General features: G+C 59.0%; 14 protein-coding genes. 4 read left to right on the forward strand and 10 right to left on the reverse strand.

Annotated features, from left to right (window positions below; translation table 11 throughout):
• The first annotated feature begins 24 nt into the window (after window positions 1-24).
• The 4 genes from BLU78_RS03515 to BLU78_RS03530 all read left to right on the forward strand — a co-directional run bounded on the left by BLU78_RS03515 (window position 25) and on the right by BLU78_RS03530 (window position 3806).
• Window positions 25-1845, forward strand: a complete 1821-nt coding sequence (locus BLU78_RS03515; RefSeq protein WP_010263361.1) for a hypothetical protein — start codon at window positions 25-27, stop codon at window positions 1843-1845.
• 144 nt (window positions 1846-1989) lie between these two features.
• Window positions 1990-2826, forward strand: a complete 837-nt coding sequence (gene panC / locus BLU78_RS03520) for a pantoate--beta-alanine ligase (RefSeq protein WP_010263358.1) — start codon at window positions 1990-1992, stop codon at window positions 2824-2826.
• A gap of 1 nt (window position 2827) precedes the next feature.
• Complete coding sequence (panD, locus tag BLU78_RS03525; protein ID WP_010263355.1) at window positions 2828-3187, forward strand: aspartate 1-decarboxylase; 360 nt, start codon at window positions 2828-2830, stop codon at window positions 3185-3187.
• 106 nt (window positions 3188-3293) lie between these two features.
• Window positions 3294-3806: a DUF456 domain-containing protein gene (locus tag BLU78_RS03530; RefSeq protein ID WP_010263350.1), complete on the forward strand. Its 513-nt coding sequence runs from the start codon at window positions 3294-3296 to the stop codon at window positions 3804-3806.
• A gap of 137 nt (window positions 3807-3943) precedes the next feature.
• On the opposite strand, the gene BLU78_RS03535 is transcribed toward BLU78_RS03530, so the two are convergent.
• From BLU78_RS03535 to BLU78_RS03580, 10 genes are all read right to left on the reverse strand, one after another.
• Window positions 3944-4777 (reverse strand): hypothetical protein, encoded by an 834-nt coding sequence (locus BLU78_RS03535; RefSeq protein ID WP_231290863.1) that lies wholly within the window; start codon window positions 4775-4777, stop codon window positions 3944-3946.
• Between the two features lie 37 nt (window positions 4778-4814).
• Complete coding sequence (locus tag BLU78_RS03540) at window positions 4815-5642, reverse strand: endonuclease/exonuclease/phosphatase family protein (RefSeq protein WP_010263344.1); 828 nt, start codon at window positions 5640-5642, stop codon at window positions 4815-4817.
• 24 nt (window positions 5643-5666) lie between these two features.
• Window positions 5667-7301, reverse strand: coding sequence for a RagB/SusD family nutrient uptake outer membrane protein (locus BLU78_RS03545; protein ID WP_010263339.1), 1635 nt, complete (start codon window positions 7299-7301; stop codon window positions 5667-5669).
• A gap of 12 nt (window positions 7302-7313) precedes the next feature.
• A complete protein-coding gene (locus BLU78_RS03550) occupies window positions 7314-10502 on the reverse strand; it encodes a SusC/RagA family TonB-linked outer membrane protein (protein ID WP_010263337.1) in 3189 nt (1062 codons plus the stop codon).
• Window positions 10503-10756: 254 nt separating this feature from the next.
• Window positions 10757-12391, reverse strand: a complete 1635-nt coding sequence (locus tag BLU78_RS03555) for a beta-N-acetylhexosaminidase (protein ID WP_026020759.1) — start codon at window positions 12389-12391, stop codon at window positions 10757-10759.
• 5 nt (window positions 12392-12396) lie between these two features.
• Entirely contained in the window at window positions 12397-13218 is an 822-nt protein-coding gene (locus tag BLU78_RS03560) for an ROK family protein (RefSeq protein WP_010263332.1), read from the reverse strand.
• Window positions 13215-14231, reverse strand: coding sequence for a metallophosphoesterase family protein (locus BLU78_RS03565; protein ID WP_010263327.1), 1017 nt, complete (start codon window positions 14229-14231; stop codon window positions 13215-13217). Before BLU78_RS03565 ends, BLU78_RS03560 begins: the two co-directional genes overlap by 4 nt.
• 15 nt (window positions 14232-14246) lie before the next feature.
• Entirely contained in the window at window positions 14247-15860 is a 1614-nt protein-coding gene (locus BLU78_RS03570) for an MGH1-like glycoside hydrolase domain-containing protein (RefSeq protein WP_010263325.1), read from the reverse strand.
• Window positions 15861-15866: 6 nt separating this feature from the next.
• The gene (locus tag BLU78_RS03575) at window positions 15867-17798 is read right to left on the reverse strand and encodes an alkaline phosphatase (RefSeq protein ID WP_010263322.1); all 1932 of its coding nucleotides are present in this window, start codon (window positions 17796-17798) and stop codon (window positions 15867-15869) included.
• A 12-nt stretch (window positions 17799-17810) separates the two neighbouring features.
• Window positions 17811-18650, reverse strand: coding sequence for an endonuclease/exonuclease/phosphatase family protein (locus BLU78_RS03580; protein ID WP_010263318.1), 840 nt, complete (start codon window positions 18648-18650; stop codon window positions 17811-17813).
• Window positions 18651-18657 lie beyond the last annotated feature (7 nt).

Genomic DNA, 18657 nt, shown 5'->3' on the forward strand with positions numbered 1-18657 from the left:
CGGAGCCCCAATGAACCGAACGCCATGAAACAAACCATCACGAAACTCGCCCTGGCGGCACTCGCCTTCGGCACGCCGGGCTGCAGCGACGACGACTCCCCCGGACCGAACCGGGGAGGAGCCTCCGAATCGCAAGAGCTGACCCTGACGCCCATCGGACAACTGAACCAAGGCGCGGACGAGATCAATTCCCACGCCGACGTGACCGCACGGTCGTCGGTCAAGATGAACTACCGCAGTTACGTCAACCTCGGCCAAAGCGTCACGGGCAACGACAACCCGAACTACGCACGCATCAAAAAGCTGTCCGACGGTTCCTACATCCTGTTCAACCATTACGGCGGTCAGGGGAACGCGAACGGCTTCGACATCTATTATGCCACGAGTCCCGATCTGGAAAACTGGACCGGCCGGGGGCTGTTTCTCGAACGCTATGTCATCACCAATTCGCGCGGCAATCAGGACAAGCGGGTCTTCACCAATCCCAACGCCATCGTGCTCTCCAACGGCGACCTCCTGGCTTTCGCCTCCTACCGGGCCAACATGAGCTACAACTACCTCGACTGCCAGTATGACCACGGAATCGTCATCCTGCGCAGTACGGACAACGGCAGGACGTGGAGCGATCCGCAGGAGATATACCACGGTCCGAACTGGGAGGCGCACATGGTAGAAATGCCCTCGGGAGAGCTTCAATGCTATTTTTCGGAGAGCCGTCCGTGGATTTCAGGCGGCCATTCGGGGACCTCGATGGTCGTCTCCGCTGACCACGGCGCGACCTGGACCCCGGGACTCGACCAGACCCCCTGGCGGGTCATCCGCCAGCACTGGGAGAACAGCGACAAGAACGCCACCTTCTACACCGACCAGATGCCGGTCGTCGTGCGCCTCAACAACAGCAACAAACAGGCCGCGGCGCTGGAGTCGGCCGTGAGCTGCGTCAACGGCAGCACGTCCTACGCCATCTCGTTCGCCTATTCCGACGACAAGGGACAGTGGGGCCATCTCGAAGGGGACGAAACGGGACCCGCCGACCGTCAGAGCAACCTGTTCGACGGCGCGGCGCCCTTCCTCGTGCAGTTCCCGTCGGGCGAGACCCTCGTGTCCTACGGACTTTCGAGCCGGATGAACATGCGCCTCGGCGACGCTGAAGCCCGCACATTCGGCGAACCGTTCGCGGCGCTGCCGGGACGCGGTTCCTGGGGCTGCTTGGAGCTGAATGGCAGCCACGAGGTGATCGCCGCGATGCGCAACAGCGAAAAGCCAGGCGACATCACGATCGCGCTGGCCCGTTTCGAACTCAACCACCGCATCACGGCGACCCGCCGCACGATCAGCGTCGACGGCGGCAATGCGGAATGGGCGGCGACCGACGACGCGCTGTTCGTCGGCGAAAAGTCGCAGGCCCAGGCCACGCTTCGCTGTTCGTGCGACGACCGGAACGTCTACTTTCTCGTGGAAGTGCTCGACGAGGCCATTTCGCGCGACGACTATGTAAATATCCTGCTCTCACCCGCCAACGAGGGCGACAGGCTCACCTCCGCCGCCCGCCGCATCAAAGTCTCGCACAGCGGACTGAAGAGCACGGACATCTATGCCGGAGGCTGGCGCGAGACCGACATGGGCGTCACGGTGCAGGCCGCCTACGACGGCACGGTCTCGGACAACAGCGACACGGACCACGGCTATCTGGTCGAAGTCGCCGTGCCGCGTTCGCAGCTCGACCTCGCATCGGGGGAGATTCTCGTGAACCTCGTGCTGTTCGACAGCCAGGGCGGCGAGGACGCCATCTGTCCCACGTCGTCGCGCAGCATCGCGAACTGGATACCCGTCGCAGGGCTGTAAAACAGCCGTCAGGAAGGTGGCGCGGAACGGCAGCGGTTCCGCGCCACTACCTTTTCGGAACGCCTCCGAACTATTTTTTACGATTTTCTTTCGTTATGTCTGAGGGAATTTCTACCTTTGCCCCGCAACTCGTTTCAAAAGGAGATGAAAGTATTTACAAGCGTCACGGAGCTTCGCTCCGAGTTGAACCGGACAGAACAGTCGGGCATCGGCTTCGTACCCACGATGGGAGCCCTGCATGCGGGGCACCGTTCGCTCGTCGAGCGTGCGCGGAAGGAGAACGCCACGGTCGTCGTCAGCGTCTTCGTGAATCCCACGCAGTTCAACGACAAGAACGACCTGCGCAACTACCCCCGTACGCCGGAGGCCGACCGCAAACTGCTGGAGGAGGCCGGTGCGGATTTCGTGCTGATGCCTTCGGTCGAGGAGATATACCCCGAGGAAGACACCCGGATCTTCGATTTCGGGCAGATCGACAAGGTGATGGAGGGCGCGACGCGTCCCGGCCATTTCAACGGCGTGGCGCAGGTCGTCAGCCGCCTGTTCGACATCGTGCGCCCGGCGCGCGCCTATTTCGGGGAGAAGGATTTCCAGCAGATCGCCGTCATCCGGTCGATGGTGGCCCAGCTGAAACTGCCGGTCGAAATCGTGGAGTGCCCGATCGTCCGCGGCGAAGACGGGCTGGCGCTCTCCTCGCGCAACCAGTTGCTCGACGCACCCCACCGCGCCGCCGCGCCGCACATTTACGCCGTGTTGCGCCGGGCCGTGGAGAAGTCGCACGAGTTGGCGCCCGCGGAGTTGAAAGCGTGGGTGACGGCCGAAGTGGAGAGCAACCCGCTGCTCAACGTGATTTACTACCAGTCGGTCGATGCGCTGACGATGCAGGAGGTTCCGGCATGGAACGCCTCGGAGCGCATTCAGGGCTGTATCGCCGTACAGGCGGGAGACATTCGTTTAATCGACAACATCCGAATCCGATAAAATGAAATTCCAGATTGAAGTCATCAAATCGAAGATTCACCGCGTAACGGTCACACAGGCCGACCTGAACTACGTGGGGAGCATCACCATCGACGAGGCGCTCATGGAAGCCGCCAACATGATCGAAGGCGAGAAGGTCCAGATCATGGACATCGACAACGGAGAGCGTTTCGAAACCTACATCATCAAAGGTGAGCGCGGAAGCGGCTGCATCTGCCTCAACGGCGCCGCTGCGCGCAAGGTGCAGGTGGGCGACGTCATCATCATCGCCTCCTACGCGCTGATGGATTTCGAGGACGCCAAGCAGTTCCGTCCGTGGGTTATCTTCCCCGACACGGCAACCAACCGGCTCGTCAAATAGCATCCGGAAGCCGGACCATCCGGCCACGCAACGCATAGAATCTCCCCGGGAAAGGGAGATTTTTTCATATTTATAAGTTATATTTGCGATTATTAAGTAGCTTTCGATGGACATTACGCTCTCCCTGTTCGCTTTCGTGCTCTCGATACTGGGCATCATCGGCTGCATCGTGCCCGCCCTGCCGGGCGTGGCGCTGAGCTATGCGGGCCTGCTGTGCGCCTATTTCACCTCCTACTCCCAGATGAGCGCCCCGGCGCTGTGGCTCTGGCTCGGGGTGACCGTCGCCGTGAGCATCGCCGACTATTTCCTGCCGGCATGGATGACCCGGCGGTTCGGCGGTTCGCGCGCGGGGGCCATCGGCGCCACGGTGGGCGTCTTCGCGGGATTCTTCCTTTTCCCGCCGGTGGGCATCCTCCTCGGCCCCTTCCTGGGCGCCGTGCTGGGCGAGCTGCTCAACGACCGCAGAGACGTGCCGAAAGCCTTCCTGATAGGATTCGGCTCGTTCCTCTCGTTCATCGTCGGCACGGGAATCAAAATCGCCGCCTCGGTGGGCATGCTGATCCACGTCACGGCAGACACCTGGCCCGCACTGAAAGACTGGTTCACAGCGACCTTCTGAAAAACACAAAGCCCCCTCGGAAGACCGCGAAGAGCGCAACATGCAAAAAAAGAGGATGTCTAACTATTAGACACCCTCTTTTCCATTCCGGAACCGGATCGAGGGAAGCGGCCGCCAGGCCCGACCCCCGAATCCAATTACCACATCACACTGATATTATAAGCTGAGATACCGCCGGTCAGCGATTTCGTTTCAACACCGTTGAAACCCCAGAAACGCTCCTCCGTCAGCATAAAGATCGTATACTGCGATCCGGCTGCGACATTGAAGACTTTGAATTCATAGCTTCCGGCGGCGGACTTTGCAGCCGACTCCAACTGGGCGAACAAATCGTTCTTAACCGTTCCGATCATCAGCAGCGACATGTTCCGGTCGTAGCACGAACGCAGTATGCCGTTCTTGCCGCCGAAAGCCGAAATCTGATCCGCCGTTTCGAAACGTGCCGTCAGGAAATTGACATCGAACGATATGTCCTTCGTAGCGGTCACTTCGCCGTCTTCGCCCTTCTCGGAACGGATGCCGGCCAGCTTCGTCTTCACCTCGGTCACGTAACAGCCGTTGCCCGAGGGAATACCGGCCGCACCGGTGATATAGGTATTCAGCGTTCCCCAGGAACCCATATAGAGCATGCTTCCCTCAGCCTTCTTGTTGGCCATTTTGTTGAATGCGAAGGTCATCCAGCGCTCCGTATCCCATGCGGCTTTCATAACGGCGGACTGATTGCCGTCGTCTACGCGGTCGGCAATCGTCATCCACGTATTCTTGTCGTCGAGCGCATTGAGGTAATCAACATACCCCGTTCCGAGCGAAGCGTCGCTCAGCAAGGAGACGAATTGCACGTTGGTCGTAAACTTATCCGACGGAGCCGGAATCGGAGCATCCGAAGGATATTCGTCCAATCCGTTGTCGCAGCCCGTAAAGAGCGGGGCCGCCATCGCAAAGGACAGGAAAATCGAAATGTATGTTTTCATGTTTTTCATCGCTTTGATTTATTTCGATTCAACAGGTCTAATTTTTCAACACGGCCGTACCGGTAATGGGGCTGTGGTCGGAAAGCGCGTCTGCCTCGGTGTTGCGGACCACCTTATAGTCCGTACAAGTCCATTTCTGTTTCGGGAAGCCGATCAGGTAGTCGAGTTTGCTGCTTCGTTCGTAAGTCCCGTCGTTGTTGCAGAGCCGGTCTCCCGATTTCACATATTCCGCAATCGCAGTGGAGGAAGGACCGCAGTTCATATCGCCCGCCAGCAGCACGGGAATACCTGCATCCACAGCCGGTTTCACGGCATACTCCAGCACCTCCTTGGCCTGTTCGAGGCAGGTCACGTTGCCGCCGAAAGCATCGAGGTGGGTGCAGACGATACGTACCTTCACGCCTTCGGGCTTCGAATCGGTCGGAACCAGGATATCGGCCCAGCCCACCGAACGCTGGTCAGCGCCTTCATACATGCCGAGCAGCACACGGCCCGTATTCACGATCGGATATTTCGACAGAATCACATTGCCGTAATAGCCGTCGTTACCTCTCTTATTGTAAGAATGGATGAAGAACGAGTACATTCCGAGTTCTTTGGCGAACTCGTTCGCTTTCTCTTTGAGAAACATCGCACCGGACAAGGTCTCGAACTCGTTGAAGAAGACGATTTCCGCATTCTGCTCCCGGATCAGGGTGACAAAACGGCCGATCTCCTTGCTCACGTTGCTGTTGTTATAGAACTCCAAGGCCTTGACATTCCACTCCAAGCATTTGAGGTGTACATCCTGCGCCCGTACATTCGTCAACGGGAGTGCCAGGCCCGACAACAGGAGCGCTCCCAATATATATTTATAGATTTTCATATGCTTATATCGAATTTGCATCGGTTAATAACCCTTGTTCTGTGTCAGGTTTTCCGTACCGGTAAATGCCCGCTCCGGAATGGGGAACACCTTATTATACGTAGGATTGTACGTCCGGGCCGGATAGACCTCGACCTCTTCGGTGACGATCTGACCGCTCTGCCCTTTCGAAATGACACCGTGCAGCGGCGTCGTAAGCAGCGACGGGGCCAGCCCCCAACGGATCACGTCCACGAAACGGCTGGGCTGGAATTCGAAAGCGAGTTCGCAACGGCGCTCGTTCTGCAACTGAGCCTTGGTAGCCTGGCTGTTGCGGGGCAGGCCGGCGCGCTCGCGAATGTCGTTGAGCAGCTCCTTGGCCTCGCCGTTGCCCTCACCCTTGGTCCAGATCAGCGCCTCCGCCTTCATCAGCATCACGTCGGCATAACGCATCAGGCAGCAGTTGAGCGAATTCCAGAGCTTGTCGCGCAGGCTGGAAACCTCGCTGTAACTGCCCGTCTCCCACGGAGACATGAATTTGCGCAGGACCATTCCCGCAGAAACATGGGCCGTGGTTCTGTTGGTTATCGATACGACGGTACCGTCGGGCGAATAGCCGCCGAAAAGAATATCGCGTCCCATGAACTGGATATGCTGACCCGGCGCGAGGATCGTCGCATCGCGGCGCGTATCGCCCTCCTCGAATGCCTTGTAGAGTTCCAGGCTCGGCGTGAAATAACCCCACGTATTGTAAAGACCCCAACCGGCATTGACGAACGATACGCCGTGATAGCGGGCGCCGTTGGTATTGCTGCCCTCCAGGGAGAAGATATACTCCGAAGAGTGGTTCTGCTCCTTGCGCCAGAGGTTGGCAAAAGATTTGGACTTATCCGACGAGTCGATGTAAAGCGACCGCTTGTCGGCTCCGGTCATACCCATGACCTTGTCGCACATCTCGATCACGATGTCGTAATACTTCGCATCGTACGCCGAGGCGTAAAGTGCCGCACGGGCAGCGTAGGCCCAGGCCGCAGCCTTGTGCGGAAGACCGATTTGATCGGCCGGAAGTTCCGAGAAATAAGGCAGTTTATCGCCGGCCTCGCGGAAGTCCGCGATAATCTGGTCGTAATTCTGAAGCACGTGCGACGGACGCGGAGAGTCGATCTCGGCGGTCGGCGTCTTTTCCGTGATAATCGGAATACCGCCGTTGGTATCGTCGCCGTAATAGGGCACCATCCACAGCATCGAGAATCCGCGGAAGAAAAGCGCCGTTCCCAACGCCTGGTTCTTAAACGCCCCGTCGAGGCTCATATCGGGGACGAGTTTGATGATATTGTTGGCCTTGGCTACGTTCTGGTACATCACCTCCCAGACACGCGACACGTCGTTGTCGTTCGACGGGGACATGCGGAATTCGCGGATTTCATCCACCGACGCACGGTCACGGCCGATCAGAACGTTGTCGCTGGCACACTCCAGCCACATGTGACCGCGGCCGCAGATCTCTTCGCTCCAATAGGGAGAGACGAAATGGTAAAGCCCGTATACGGCTTGCATGACGTCCTCTTTCGTCTTCCAGGTCTCGTCTTTACCGTAGGATTCCCGCTCAAGGAAATCGGCACATCCCGACATGGCGAGAACGCTGACGACCAGGCAAATACTGAATATGATTTTTTTCATGGTCCTTAAAATTTAGAAGTTGAGGTTTACACCGAAGTTGAAGAAGCGCGACGACGGATAAATACCGGCGTCAAGACCGTAGTTGCCCACCTCGGGATCGACCCCCGAATAACCGGTGATCGTTGCGACGTTGTCGATGCTGACATAGACGCGCAGCGAACCGTTCGTCAGACCGATATAGCGGGCAATGTGCTTGGGCAGCGTATAGCCCAGGGTGATATTCTTCAGACGCAGGTAGTCGCCCTTCTCGAGGAACGCATCCGAGAACTTGGTATAGTTGCCGTTGTTGTCTTCGGCAAGACCCAGACGCGGATATTTGCTGCCCGAAGGATCGAAATCCCACGTATTGAAAACATCCTGTACCAGATTGCCGAAATCGCCTCCATGACCGTTCATGCCCATCTGCTTGGTACCGTTGTAGATGTAGTTGCCGGCGACACCCTGGAACATGAAGCTGAAATCGAACCCTTTCCAATCCAGCGAAGCCCCGAACGAGAACGTCTGCTTGGGCGTATAACAGCCCGTCAGCACCTTGTCGGCATCCGTGATGACACCGTCGCCGTTCGTGTCGATGAATTTCAGGTCGCCCACCTTGGCGTTGGGCTGCACCTGCATGACCTCGCCCGTCTCGGCGTTCTTGCTGACGTAGCGGTCGATCTCCTCCTGCGAACGGAAAATACCGTCGGTACGATAGATGTAGTAGGAGTACCAGGGGTGTCCGACTCCCGAATAGAGGATCGCCGTGCTGTTGATGTTGGGATTGTCATGCCTTACGAGCGGCTGCGAACCGTACTCCTCCACATTGCTCTTGTTGGTCGAGAAGCTGCCCCATACATTGTAATTGAGCTTGCCCTGCGCCGCCGTATTATGATAGGCCACCGAAAACTCCCAACCTTTGTTGGTCACACGGCCCATATTGCCCATCGGCGAGGTGGTGACGCCCATCTGCGGGGGCGTAGGCAGGTAGTCCACCAGGTCGCGCGTCTCCTTATTGTAATAATCGACGGAGATGTCCAGCGTGTTCTTCAGAAGCGTCAGGTCGATACCGGCGCTGGTCTGCACGGTCGTCTCCCACGTGGCGCCGGGATTGGCGATGGTGTCGTAATAGCTTCCGTAGACGGTATTGCCGCCGATGAGCGAACCGTCCGGATAGATGGACAGCGGCACGTCGACCGAAGAGGTGTTCGGGTAGAGGTCCACGTTACCCACCATACCCCAGCCGGCACGGATTTTCACCAGGTCGAAGACGTTGGCGAGCGACGAATTGCTGAAGAATTTCTCCGAGGAGAGTTTCCAGGCTCCGGAAACGGCCGGGAACCAGTCGTAGTTCTTCGAGGAAGGCAGCTTCGACGAAGCGTCGCGGCGAATGCTGGCCGTCAGGAAATAACGGTTGTCGAACGAATAGCCCAAACGAGCGAGGAACGATACCATGGCGTACTCGTAGTAGTTCTCCGTCGGGTCACGGTACCACGATCCGTTTTGCCAGAGGTTCTGATATTTGTCCCATGTGTCGCTGGGATAATTCTGGGTACGGAAGTCGTACAGGCGCAGTTTCTTGTAGTCGGTCGTAAAGCCCGCCATCGCCGAGATGTGGTGCTTGCCGAATACCTCGGCATAGGTGGCCGTCGTCTCCCACAGATAGTGGAACGTGCGGGTATGCTCCTGCTCGCGGAGCGTCGTGGTGGAACCGCCCGGCACGTCGATCACCGGCTGGAACGCATCCGTCTCGAGGATGTCGAGATCGGCCGTGAAATCCGATTTGAGGGTAAGTCCCCGGACGGGTTTCACCTCGAACGAGGTCGTCGAGAAGAACCGCATCTCCGGAGCACGGCTGTGCATCGTTTCGAGCTGGGCAACCGGGTTCACGACGTTGGGACCGGTGACGCCGGCCGCCATATCGGCGGACGAAGCGATACCGCCGTATTTGGGTTTGCCCTTGTCGTCGTAGATGATATTGCCCTCGGCATCACGGTCATACACCGAAGCCGACGAGGGGAACCACATGGCGCCCAGAATAGGTCCGGTATGGGACCGGTTGACCTTGCCCTGTCCGTCGAGATATTCGAACGAAACATTTTCCGAAATCTTCAGCCATTTGGTCGGCCGGAGGTCCGTATGGAGTTTGGCTCCCAGCGATTCGCTCCAGGTATTCATGATCGTACCCTCTTTCTTGTCGTAGGTCACCGAAAGAATCGACGAAATCTTCTCCGTTCCGCCGCTGAGCGAAATGCCGTAGTGCTGCGTCATGGCCGTCCGGAAAATCTCATCGAGCCAGTCGGTACGGGTCACGTTCGCGCCGGCATACACCTCCGGATTGGCCAGGTTGGGCAGCGATCCGTTCACCGAGTTGCCGACGGCCTTGGCCCATACGTCACAGTACTGCTGGGCATTGAGCATATTCGGCAGATTCATCGCTTTCTGGACGCCGATGGCAGCATTCACGTTTACACGCATCTTGCCCGCTTCGGCTTTCCGGGTGGTGATCAGGATGACACCGCTCGATCCGACCGACGCTCCGTAAATGGCAGCCGATGCCGCATCCTTCAGGACCGTCACCGTCTCGACATCTTCAACCGAATAAGGGGCATTGGGCACGCCGTCCACGACGATCAGCACGCCGTCGCCCGAAGTCGGATCGTCGTCGTTGCCTTTCGAGCCGCGTCCACGGATGGAGAACGACGCCTTGCGCATCGGGTCGCCGCCCGATTGGAGGATCGTCACACCCGGCATACGGCCCTGGAGCAAGGTTCCGAGGTCTGCGGCACGACTGCGCGCCCCCTCGTCCACCTTAACCGTTGTAACGGCCATCGAAAGGTCCTCCTTACGCTGGGAGCCGTAACCGATGGCGACCACCTCGCCGATCATCATGGCATCCTCTTCCAGCGTAACGTCTATCTGCGTGCGATTCGCCACGGCAATGCTCTGTGTCTTGTAGCCGACGAATGAAAAATCGAGCGTACCGTCCTTCGCAACGGCGATCTGGTAGCGGCCGTCCACATCGGTCGTAACGCCGTTGGTCGTTCCCCGTTCGATGACCGAAGCTCCGATAAGCGGATTTTGACCGGTATCGGTCAGGCGGCCTGAAACCGTGACACGGTCCTGAGCCCGGGCCGGAAGAATGAGCATGCAACTCAGCAGACTCATCAGAAGAAAACGGACGATCTTCCGTCTCTCCCCCGTAAAAGTCAAATTCATTTCCATAAAGTTAAGGTTAATAATTAAGATATCTGGTTGTAAACTGTGACAGCGAATAATTTTTAAACAATTTAATAATCATCCGTAACTGCAGCGCTTTTATAATATTCTCCCTTTTTCAATATTCAAATTTATCGATCTTAACAGTCACAGCAGGTGGATTTTACGTATTTAAGTCCTCACATTCCGCAGAATTGAAAAGACAAAAAAACCGGGGAAGATTTTTCATCCTCCCCGGTTTCCGGACTGACTCCGACAACCTAATCCGCCAGCGAATGCTTCGCATAAACATACCCGCAGGCATCGTAGAATCGCGTCAGACGCTTCAGCCGCGGCAGAAATTCCGCATAGTCTTTCCGGCCGGGCGACCACCCCACCTCGGCGAGCGCCCCCAGGCGCGGCAGCAGCATATACTGCGCCTGCGCAAAATCGGGAATATACTCGGTCCACAGATTCGCCTGCACGCCGAGGACCGACGCCCGCTGCACGGAGTCGAGCCTTTCACAGGGACTCAACGCATAGACCTTCTCGAGAGGCAGGCAGCCGCCCCATGCCAAGGGTTCCCCTGCGGTATCGGCCGTTTGGTAATAATCGAAATAGCAGTGAGTCGTGGGCGCCATGACGACCTCGTTTCCCTGACGCGCCGCACGGATGCCGCCCTCGGTGCCGCGCCAGGACATGACGACAGCCGTCCGGGAGACGCCGCTGTCGAGAATCTCGTCCCAGCCGATCAGCCGCCTGCCGTGACTCCTCAGAAAACGTTCGATGCGCGTGGTGGCGTAGCCCTGCAACTGCCGCGGACGGGTCAGTCCCTCGGCGCGCATCCGCTCCCGGCACCGGGGACACTGCTCCCACCGGTCGGTCGGACATTCGTCGCCTCCTATATGAATATAGGTAGACGGAAAGAGAGCGACGACCTCCTCCAGCACCCCTTCGATAAAGCGGAACGTCGAGTCGCGTCCGATGCAGAAAACACGGTCGTCGATGTCCCACGTCTGGCGCACCTCATACTGCTCCCCCGTGCAGCTCAGCCACGGATAGGAAGCCAGTGCGGCCACCGCATGTCCCGGAAATTCAATCTCGGGAATGACCGTGATGAAACGGCGGGCGGCATATTCGACCACGTCCCGGATTTCGTCCTGCGTGTAAAACCCTCCGTGGGGCGTTTCGTCGTAGCGGCAGGTCTCGTCGTACTCGCCGCCCGGGTCCTTGCCGATCAGCGTGCGGGTGCGGACCGAACCGATGCGCGTGAGCTCGGGATATTTCCCGATCTCGATCCGCCAGCCCTGGTCATCCGTCAGATGCCAATGAAAAACATTCATCTTGTGCATGGCAAGCAGGTCCAGCACGCGCTTCACCTCCTCCACGGTAAAGAAATGCCGGGCAACATCGAGCATCATTCCGCGATACCCCATTTCCGGCCGGTCCGCGATGGCGACGGCCGGCAGTTCGACAGCCTTCGCCCGTCCCTTTCCGAATGCCGCCGCCGGCATCAGCTGGCGCAGGGTTTGCACGGCGTAAAAAGCCCCTTCAGCCCCACCGGACCGCACCTCGACCCGGTCGGGCGTTATCGTCAGCGAATAGCCGTCCGAAGAAATCGAATCGGTCTCGATGAAATTCACCGCCCCGTCCTGCACCGGGGCCGGACTGAGACATGTCAGCTCCTCCCCGAAAACAGGACGCAGCAATTCGTTCAGCGCATCGGTCACGAACGGCATCCGCCCGTCCGACGACCGGACGACCACGCGCGTCGACGCCGACAGCCGGAAAACCCCTTCGGCGGGCGTCACGCTCACCGGCGCAGGCACCACGGAGACCGGGCCGTCGACCGGAACCACCCGGCCGCACCCGCAGCACAGCACGCCTAAAGCAAGCAGTATACGTAATTTTCCCATAGGTTCTATTCGCAGGCCGAAGCCCCCAACAATCCGACATATTCGATACCCGAACAGCAGATATGCAGCCCCTCGACGGTCTTCGCATAGGGGAACTGCTTCAACTGTTCGTACATGGCGTCCCGGAAAAACCCGAACGCATGGGATATGCTTCCTCCGAAGACAATGGCCTGCGGATCGTAAGCATAGAGCGCCAGCATGACCAGCCGCCCGATATGCGTCCCGAACTCCTGCCACAGCTCCAGCGCCCGGGGATCGCCGGCCAAAGCCTGCTCATAAGCCTCCTTGCCCGACGTGCCGCGGCCGACGAAAAAGCGGCTGCTGCAATAGTATTCGTAATCACGGTCGAGGTAGGGAATGCTCCCGATCTCCCCGGCCCCCGTATTGCGGCCGCAGTAAAGTTTCCCGTCGATCACGACGCCTGCGCCTACGCCCGTACCGAGGGCGATGCAAACCACGTCGCGGTATCCGTGCGCCTCGCCGAAACGGCAGACGCCCAGCGCAAAGCAGTTGCAATCGTTGTTTACCGAAACCGGCACGCCGAACCGCTTCTCAAAACACTCCTTGAGATGCACCTCCCGCCAGGAGGGAATGCCGACCACGTCGTAGACGATTCCCCGTTCTGCGTCCACCACCGAAGGAACGCCGATGCCGATACACTTTACGTCGGGCGTGATAAGCCTTTCGATAAGCGAAGCTATATGGTCCAAAACCACCTCCTCGGAACAATCCGCCCGGCAAGGTTCGGAAAACATTCTCACAATCCGACCGTCAGCCACCAGTCCCACGCGCACGTTCGTACCGCCCAAATCTACTCCGATTCTCATCGCTCCACCGCTATTTCCGTTATTTTTCCCTCCGCGAAACGGGCATGGTCGACCATGCGGCCGTCGTCTTCGCGTATCCAGGTCTCGAATCCCCGCTCTCCCTCGGTCAGCAGCAGCAGCCGCACGCCCGGACGCAGGTTGTTGTAAGTCGTATTGTCGCCCGAGAAACGGCCGTAACCAAGGCAGATACCCTTGTCGGCCACCAGGTAATCGATGTCGTGGTCGTGTCCCACGAACGTGCCCATCACGCTGCCCGACTCGACCATGGCCGCAAACATCCCCGTATTCAACGCGCCCGGGCACTCGTCCTCGGCAGCCCGTCCGATATGGCTGTTGGAAGGATTGCGCCACGCCGAAAGGTATTCCGGCAGCACGATGTGGAAAAATGCCAGCGAAGGCACCGCACGACCGCCGTTGGCAGTCCGGCGGGCCGTACAGCGGTCACGCAGCCACGCGACCTGCTCCGGCCGGAACCAGTCGTAGCCCTCGACCCCGTCCAAAAGCGATTCGGAGTGCGAATCGAGGCAGTACAGCAGCAATGCAGGCCGCCGAGAACCGCTGCCGAGAACCTCCAACTCCCGGTCCGCCAACTCCCCGGCGGCGTCGAGCGCATTCAAACTTTCCGGATACGAGGTCACGATCCGGCCGATCTGCTGCCGGCTGATGTCCTGCTCGGAATCGTGATTGCCCAGCGCCACGCAGAAAGGCACCTTGCGCGCGGCCATCGTATCGAGCAGGCGGCGCCACATGCCTTCGGCCGGAGATCCCGTCACCACATCGCCCGTGAAGACGACCAGATCGGGTCGCTCAGCCGCCAGGATACGATCCAGCCGCGCAAAGGTCTTTTCGGCCTCGGCAAGCCGCCGGGGCTTGGAGGGATCGAGGTGCATATCCGTAAACTGGGCTATTTTAAAGGTCTTATCGCTGCCGAAACGCAGCACGGGCTGCTGCGCCCGAACGGAGGCCGCGCCCCATACAAAAAAGGCGCAGGCCGACAAAATCCACTTGTTCATTTCGCAAAAAGTGCTTTAATTCAACTTCACGCTGCCGCTCTTTTCCACGTGCACCGTGCTGCGGCGGCCGTCGCCCCACGTCACCACCAGTTCGAACGGGACATCGGCGGCAACGCTCACAACAGGCGTCTCGTCAGCCGAACGGCGGGCACGGACCTTCAGGTCCACGACCCCGTCGGGACCGAACGGATAACGTTCGATGCCGTGCGCTTCGGTCCGGGTGACGTTCCACTCGATCCGCCGCTCCGAATAGTCGGACCTTATGCCGAGTATATACTCGATGAAGACGGCGATGGGAGGCAGGCCGGTCCACCCGACGAAATCCTTACGGGCCATAAATCCGGGTTCGATCTTCTCCGGAGCGTAATATTCCCAAAAGGTCCCCGTATTTTTCCAGACCTCGAAAACCGCGGCGTAGTGGTTTTCGGCGATCCGCTGCGCCACATCCCGGTAGCCTTTGTGCCAAAGGCCGTCGATCACCATATAGTTGGCTCCGGGCCAGACTCCGCCCTGCCAGTAACGGCCCAAAGCGTTGTATTTGCGGTGGTCGGCCGAGAGCGACGGCACGCGGTGAGGACGGTCGAACTCCGTCGAGTCGCTCAAATGGGCGACGAAACGGTCCAGACGCTCCTTGTCGAGAACGTCGGTCTGCAACGCCCAATAGGCGTAGATACCTTTGGCCGTACCCAGCGACCCGTCGGCGTAACGGTCGAAGAGAAACCCTTCCTCATCGTTCCACATGAAGTCGTTGATATGCTTTTTAAGGAACCGGTTTTCGTCCTCGACCTCTTCGATCTCCTGCCAGCGTTCGATGTAAAACCCGATCTGGAGCAGCGACTCATTGACGAGCATCTGCTGCAAATTGGCATCGAGCCACTCCATGTGGCCGTTGGAGAAGATCTGATTGTATCCCTCCGGAACCCGGGGCGTATTGTCCATACCCGTTCCCCAGCCGCTCGACCAATAGGTTCCGTTGGGCCACGTCCGGTTCAGTTTCCACCATTTGGCATAGGCGCACAGGGCCGGGAAAACCTTGTGCAGGCGGTCGATGTCCCCGAACTGGCGGTAGTACATCAGCTCGGTCCACGGAAGCAGGTTCGGCCCGGTCGAGGTGGGATCGTAGCGTTCGAAACAATCGGAACCGTCGGCGCGTATCTCCCGGCAGATGAAGCCGTCGGGATGCTGGTGCGAATAGAAATTGTCGAGCGTCCGCTGGAAAGGGAAAAAACGGTAACCGTAACGCGCGAACATCATCATGAACGAGGCGTCCCACATGAAAATATTGCCGTTGTAGGCGATGTCGAGGTAGGGAGAGACGAACCCCGAGCCCTCCCGGGGCTGGCGGATATTCCCCACGGCGATCTGCCAGGCATGCCAATACATTTCGATCTCCCGGTCGTGCCCCTCCCAGAACGGTGCGGGCAGAATCTTCCGGGCCTCGGAGAACGAACGGGGCCGTATCGTCTCGGGCTTCATCGCCCGGAAATCGTTCTCGGCCACGAACACCTCTTTCACATAGGTATTCTTGTAGGGCAGTTCATAGGGTCCCGAACGCAAATCCTGCGCTCCGACCGCGGCCGGAACGGCTGCGGCAAGCAAAAAGACGGCAATATGTCTTACACTCTTCATACCTCCTTATTTTATCAGCGATTTGATCCTGCGCGGAATTTCCGTATTGCGGTACGTGCCGCAAAAACGGTCGGAACCGGGTCCGTATGCAAAGACAGGGAGCATGATCGGCGTGTGGTCGTCGGAGACGTAAACGCCCATGATCCGGCCCGTGGCCTCATCGCCGTCGATCAGCGTCAGGCCGCCCGTCTCGTGGTCCGCCGTGACGACGACGAGCGTCTCGCCGTTCGAATCGGCGAATTTCAGCGCCTCGGCAATCGCAAGGTCGAAACTCAGCATCTCGAGAACCGACCCGGGCAGGCAGCGCGAATGGCCCGCATAGTCGATTTTGGCGCCCTCGACCATGAGAAAAAAGCCCTTGTCGCTGCGTTCCTGCAACTTCGCAATGGCTCCGCGCGTGGCGTCGGCCAGCAGGGAGAGGTTCTTCTCGTCGGCGGCTTCGTCCATCTCCTCGTCGATGCAGATCACCTTGCCTTTCGCAGCGTTGAGTTCGTCCACCGAACGGACGAAATTATACTGCTTCGAAAGTTCGCCCGCCAGGTCGATGCCGTCATCACGGTGCGTGAACTTGCGGATGCCGCTACCGCAGAGCAGGTCCAGGCGTCCTTTCAGCAGCCACGCGGTCAACTCGTCCGAATTGTCGCGCTCGACCGAATGGCCGAAGAATGCCGTCGGCGTGGCGTCGGCGATATCGCCCAGCGTCACAACGCCGGCGGCACGACCGCGGTCGCGGAAGAAGTCGCACAGCGAAGGATATGCCGTTCCGTCGGCCCCCATGGAGATATGGCGGTTTTCGTGCGCCTCGCCCGTAGCCAGGGCGCTGCCTCCGGCGGCCGAGTCGGTCGTAAAGGCATCCAGGGCATTGTTCTGCTGCAAGCCGATGCTTTTCAGTCCCATCAGCGTCAGGGTCTTGTTGGCGAACACGGCGGCCATGATCTGCGACAGACCCATGCCGTCGCCGATCAGGAAGATCACATTTTTCACTTTGCCCTTTCCCCTGTCGTTCCGGTAGGTCGGCGTATAGACGTCGATGCCTTTCGAGAGCTGGAGTTTATCGCTCTGGAAGCCTTTGAAATCCCTGGTCGCCTTGTCCAGACGCTTCGTGCCCGTCACGGCCGAAGAGGCCGCACGGCGCTCGCCGATCTGAAAATTCTTGTTGCCGAAATCGTTGAAGAACTCGGCACAGACCTCCGGACGATCGGTGTTGATGTAGTCGATCCCCATGTCGTAGAACGTATAGTAGACAGTCACCCCCTCGGGAGCGCTCCAAAAGCGCACGGGCTTGTCCCACGCATGGGCTTTGTCGATAATCCGTTCGAGTTTCTCACGCTCCGCAGGGATGATGGACCCTTTGCCGTTCCATTGGGAAAATCGTTGGAAATCGGCGCTTATCAGCGCGATGCGATCCAGTTGCCCGGGCGTGTATTCCGCGTCCCACGCCCCGTCGAAACGAATGTAAGCCGGATAATTGCCGAAATCCGCAGGCTCGGGAACCCTCCCCGTCACGGTGATACGCACGGCTTCGGGATTCACCGCGGGATCGAACACCTCGGGCCAGCGGCCCAGCAGTTCGGCGACGGCACGCAGCGTCGGCTCGGTCGCGGATTTGAGTTCGACCATCAATTGCAGGCGCCGGTCCGAATCCTTCCAGGCCCGCCCGCCGTTCCGTTTGAAAAGCGTCACGACAGGCTCCACATACAGCGCTTCGAATGTCATGTCGGACGACAGGTCCTCGACATCGTGTCCCACGAGGAGCTTTCCGTCGTGCAGAAACACGTCGGCTTCTATCGACGCGACCTGCTGGGCGTAAGCCTGATAGAAAGGCACCCGCCGGGCGTAATCGTTGTGCGAATGAATCAGCACGGGAGGCTGTGCCGCAATCTGGCCGCAAACGAACAGCGACGCGGCGAACAGCCAGATTTTCAAAGTCTTTTTCATATCGTCTCCTTTTTATCGTACATATTTCAAACGGGCTTCGACGGGCGCATGGTCGGAAAGGTATCCTCCGCCGAGCGTGTCGGGCAATATCGAACACGACACGACCTCCAGACCGCCGCCGTAGAACACATAGTCGATCAGCGGTCGCTCTTCCTCCGGAAGCTGTCCGAAATCGGAGAAACTCCACGCCGACCCGGATCGAATCGGCGCCGTGTCCCAGGCGCTACGCAAGGCACTGTCGGCCACGACGCGCGCAACGACCGGCGACGAGGGTTCAGCATTGAAATCGCCCGTAAGAATCACCGGACGACCGGCACGCAGCGTTTCGATGCGCCGCAGCAACAACGCGACGCCCTCCCGGCGAGCCTGCTCGCCGATATGGTCGAGGTGGGTATTGATGAAAAGCAACTCGCCGCCGCTTTTATCTCGCAGCACGGTCCATGTCGCCAGCCGCTCGCAGGCTCCGTCCCAACCCTTCGAACCGGGCGTTTCGGGATTCTCGCTCAGCCAGAACACGCCGGAATCGAGCAGTTCGAAACGGTCGCTGCGGAAAAATACGGCGTTGAATTCGCCCGCACGCGCGCCGTCTTCCCGGCCGACGCCAACCGCCCGGTAGCCGGGCAGCAGGGCTTGCAGATCGTCGAACTGATTGGCGAGCACCTCCTGTGTTCCCAGCAGATCGACAGCCTCCGAGCGAATCAGCTCAGCGATCCGTTCGCGGCGGAAGCGCCAGTTATTCGCCCCGTCCTCGGGATTGTCATAGCGCATATTCAGCGTCATGACGGTCAACTCCTGCGGGGCGTTGCAGGAGACCGCAGCCGTCAGCGCCAGCAGAAAAAACAATTTCTTCATGGCCGTA

This window comes from Alistipes timonensis JC136, from assembly GCF_900107675.1.
Taxonomy (GTDB): Bacteria; Bacteroidota; Bacteroidia; order Bacteroidales; family Rikenellaceae; genus Alistipes; species Alistipes timonensis.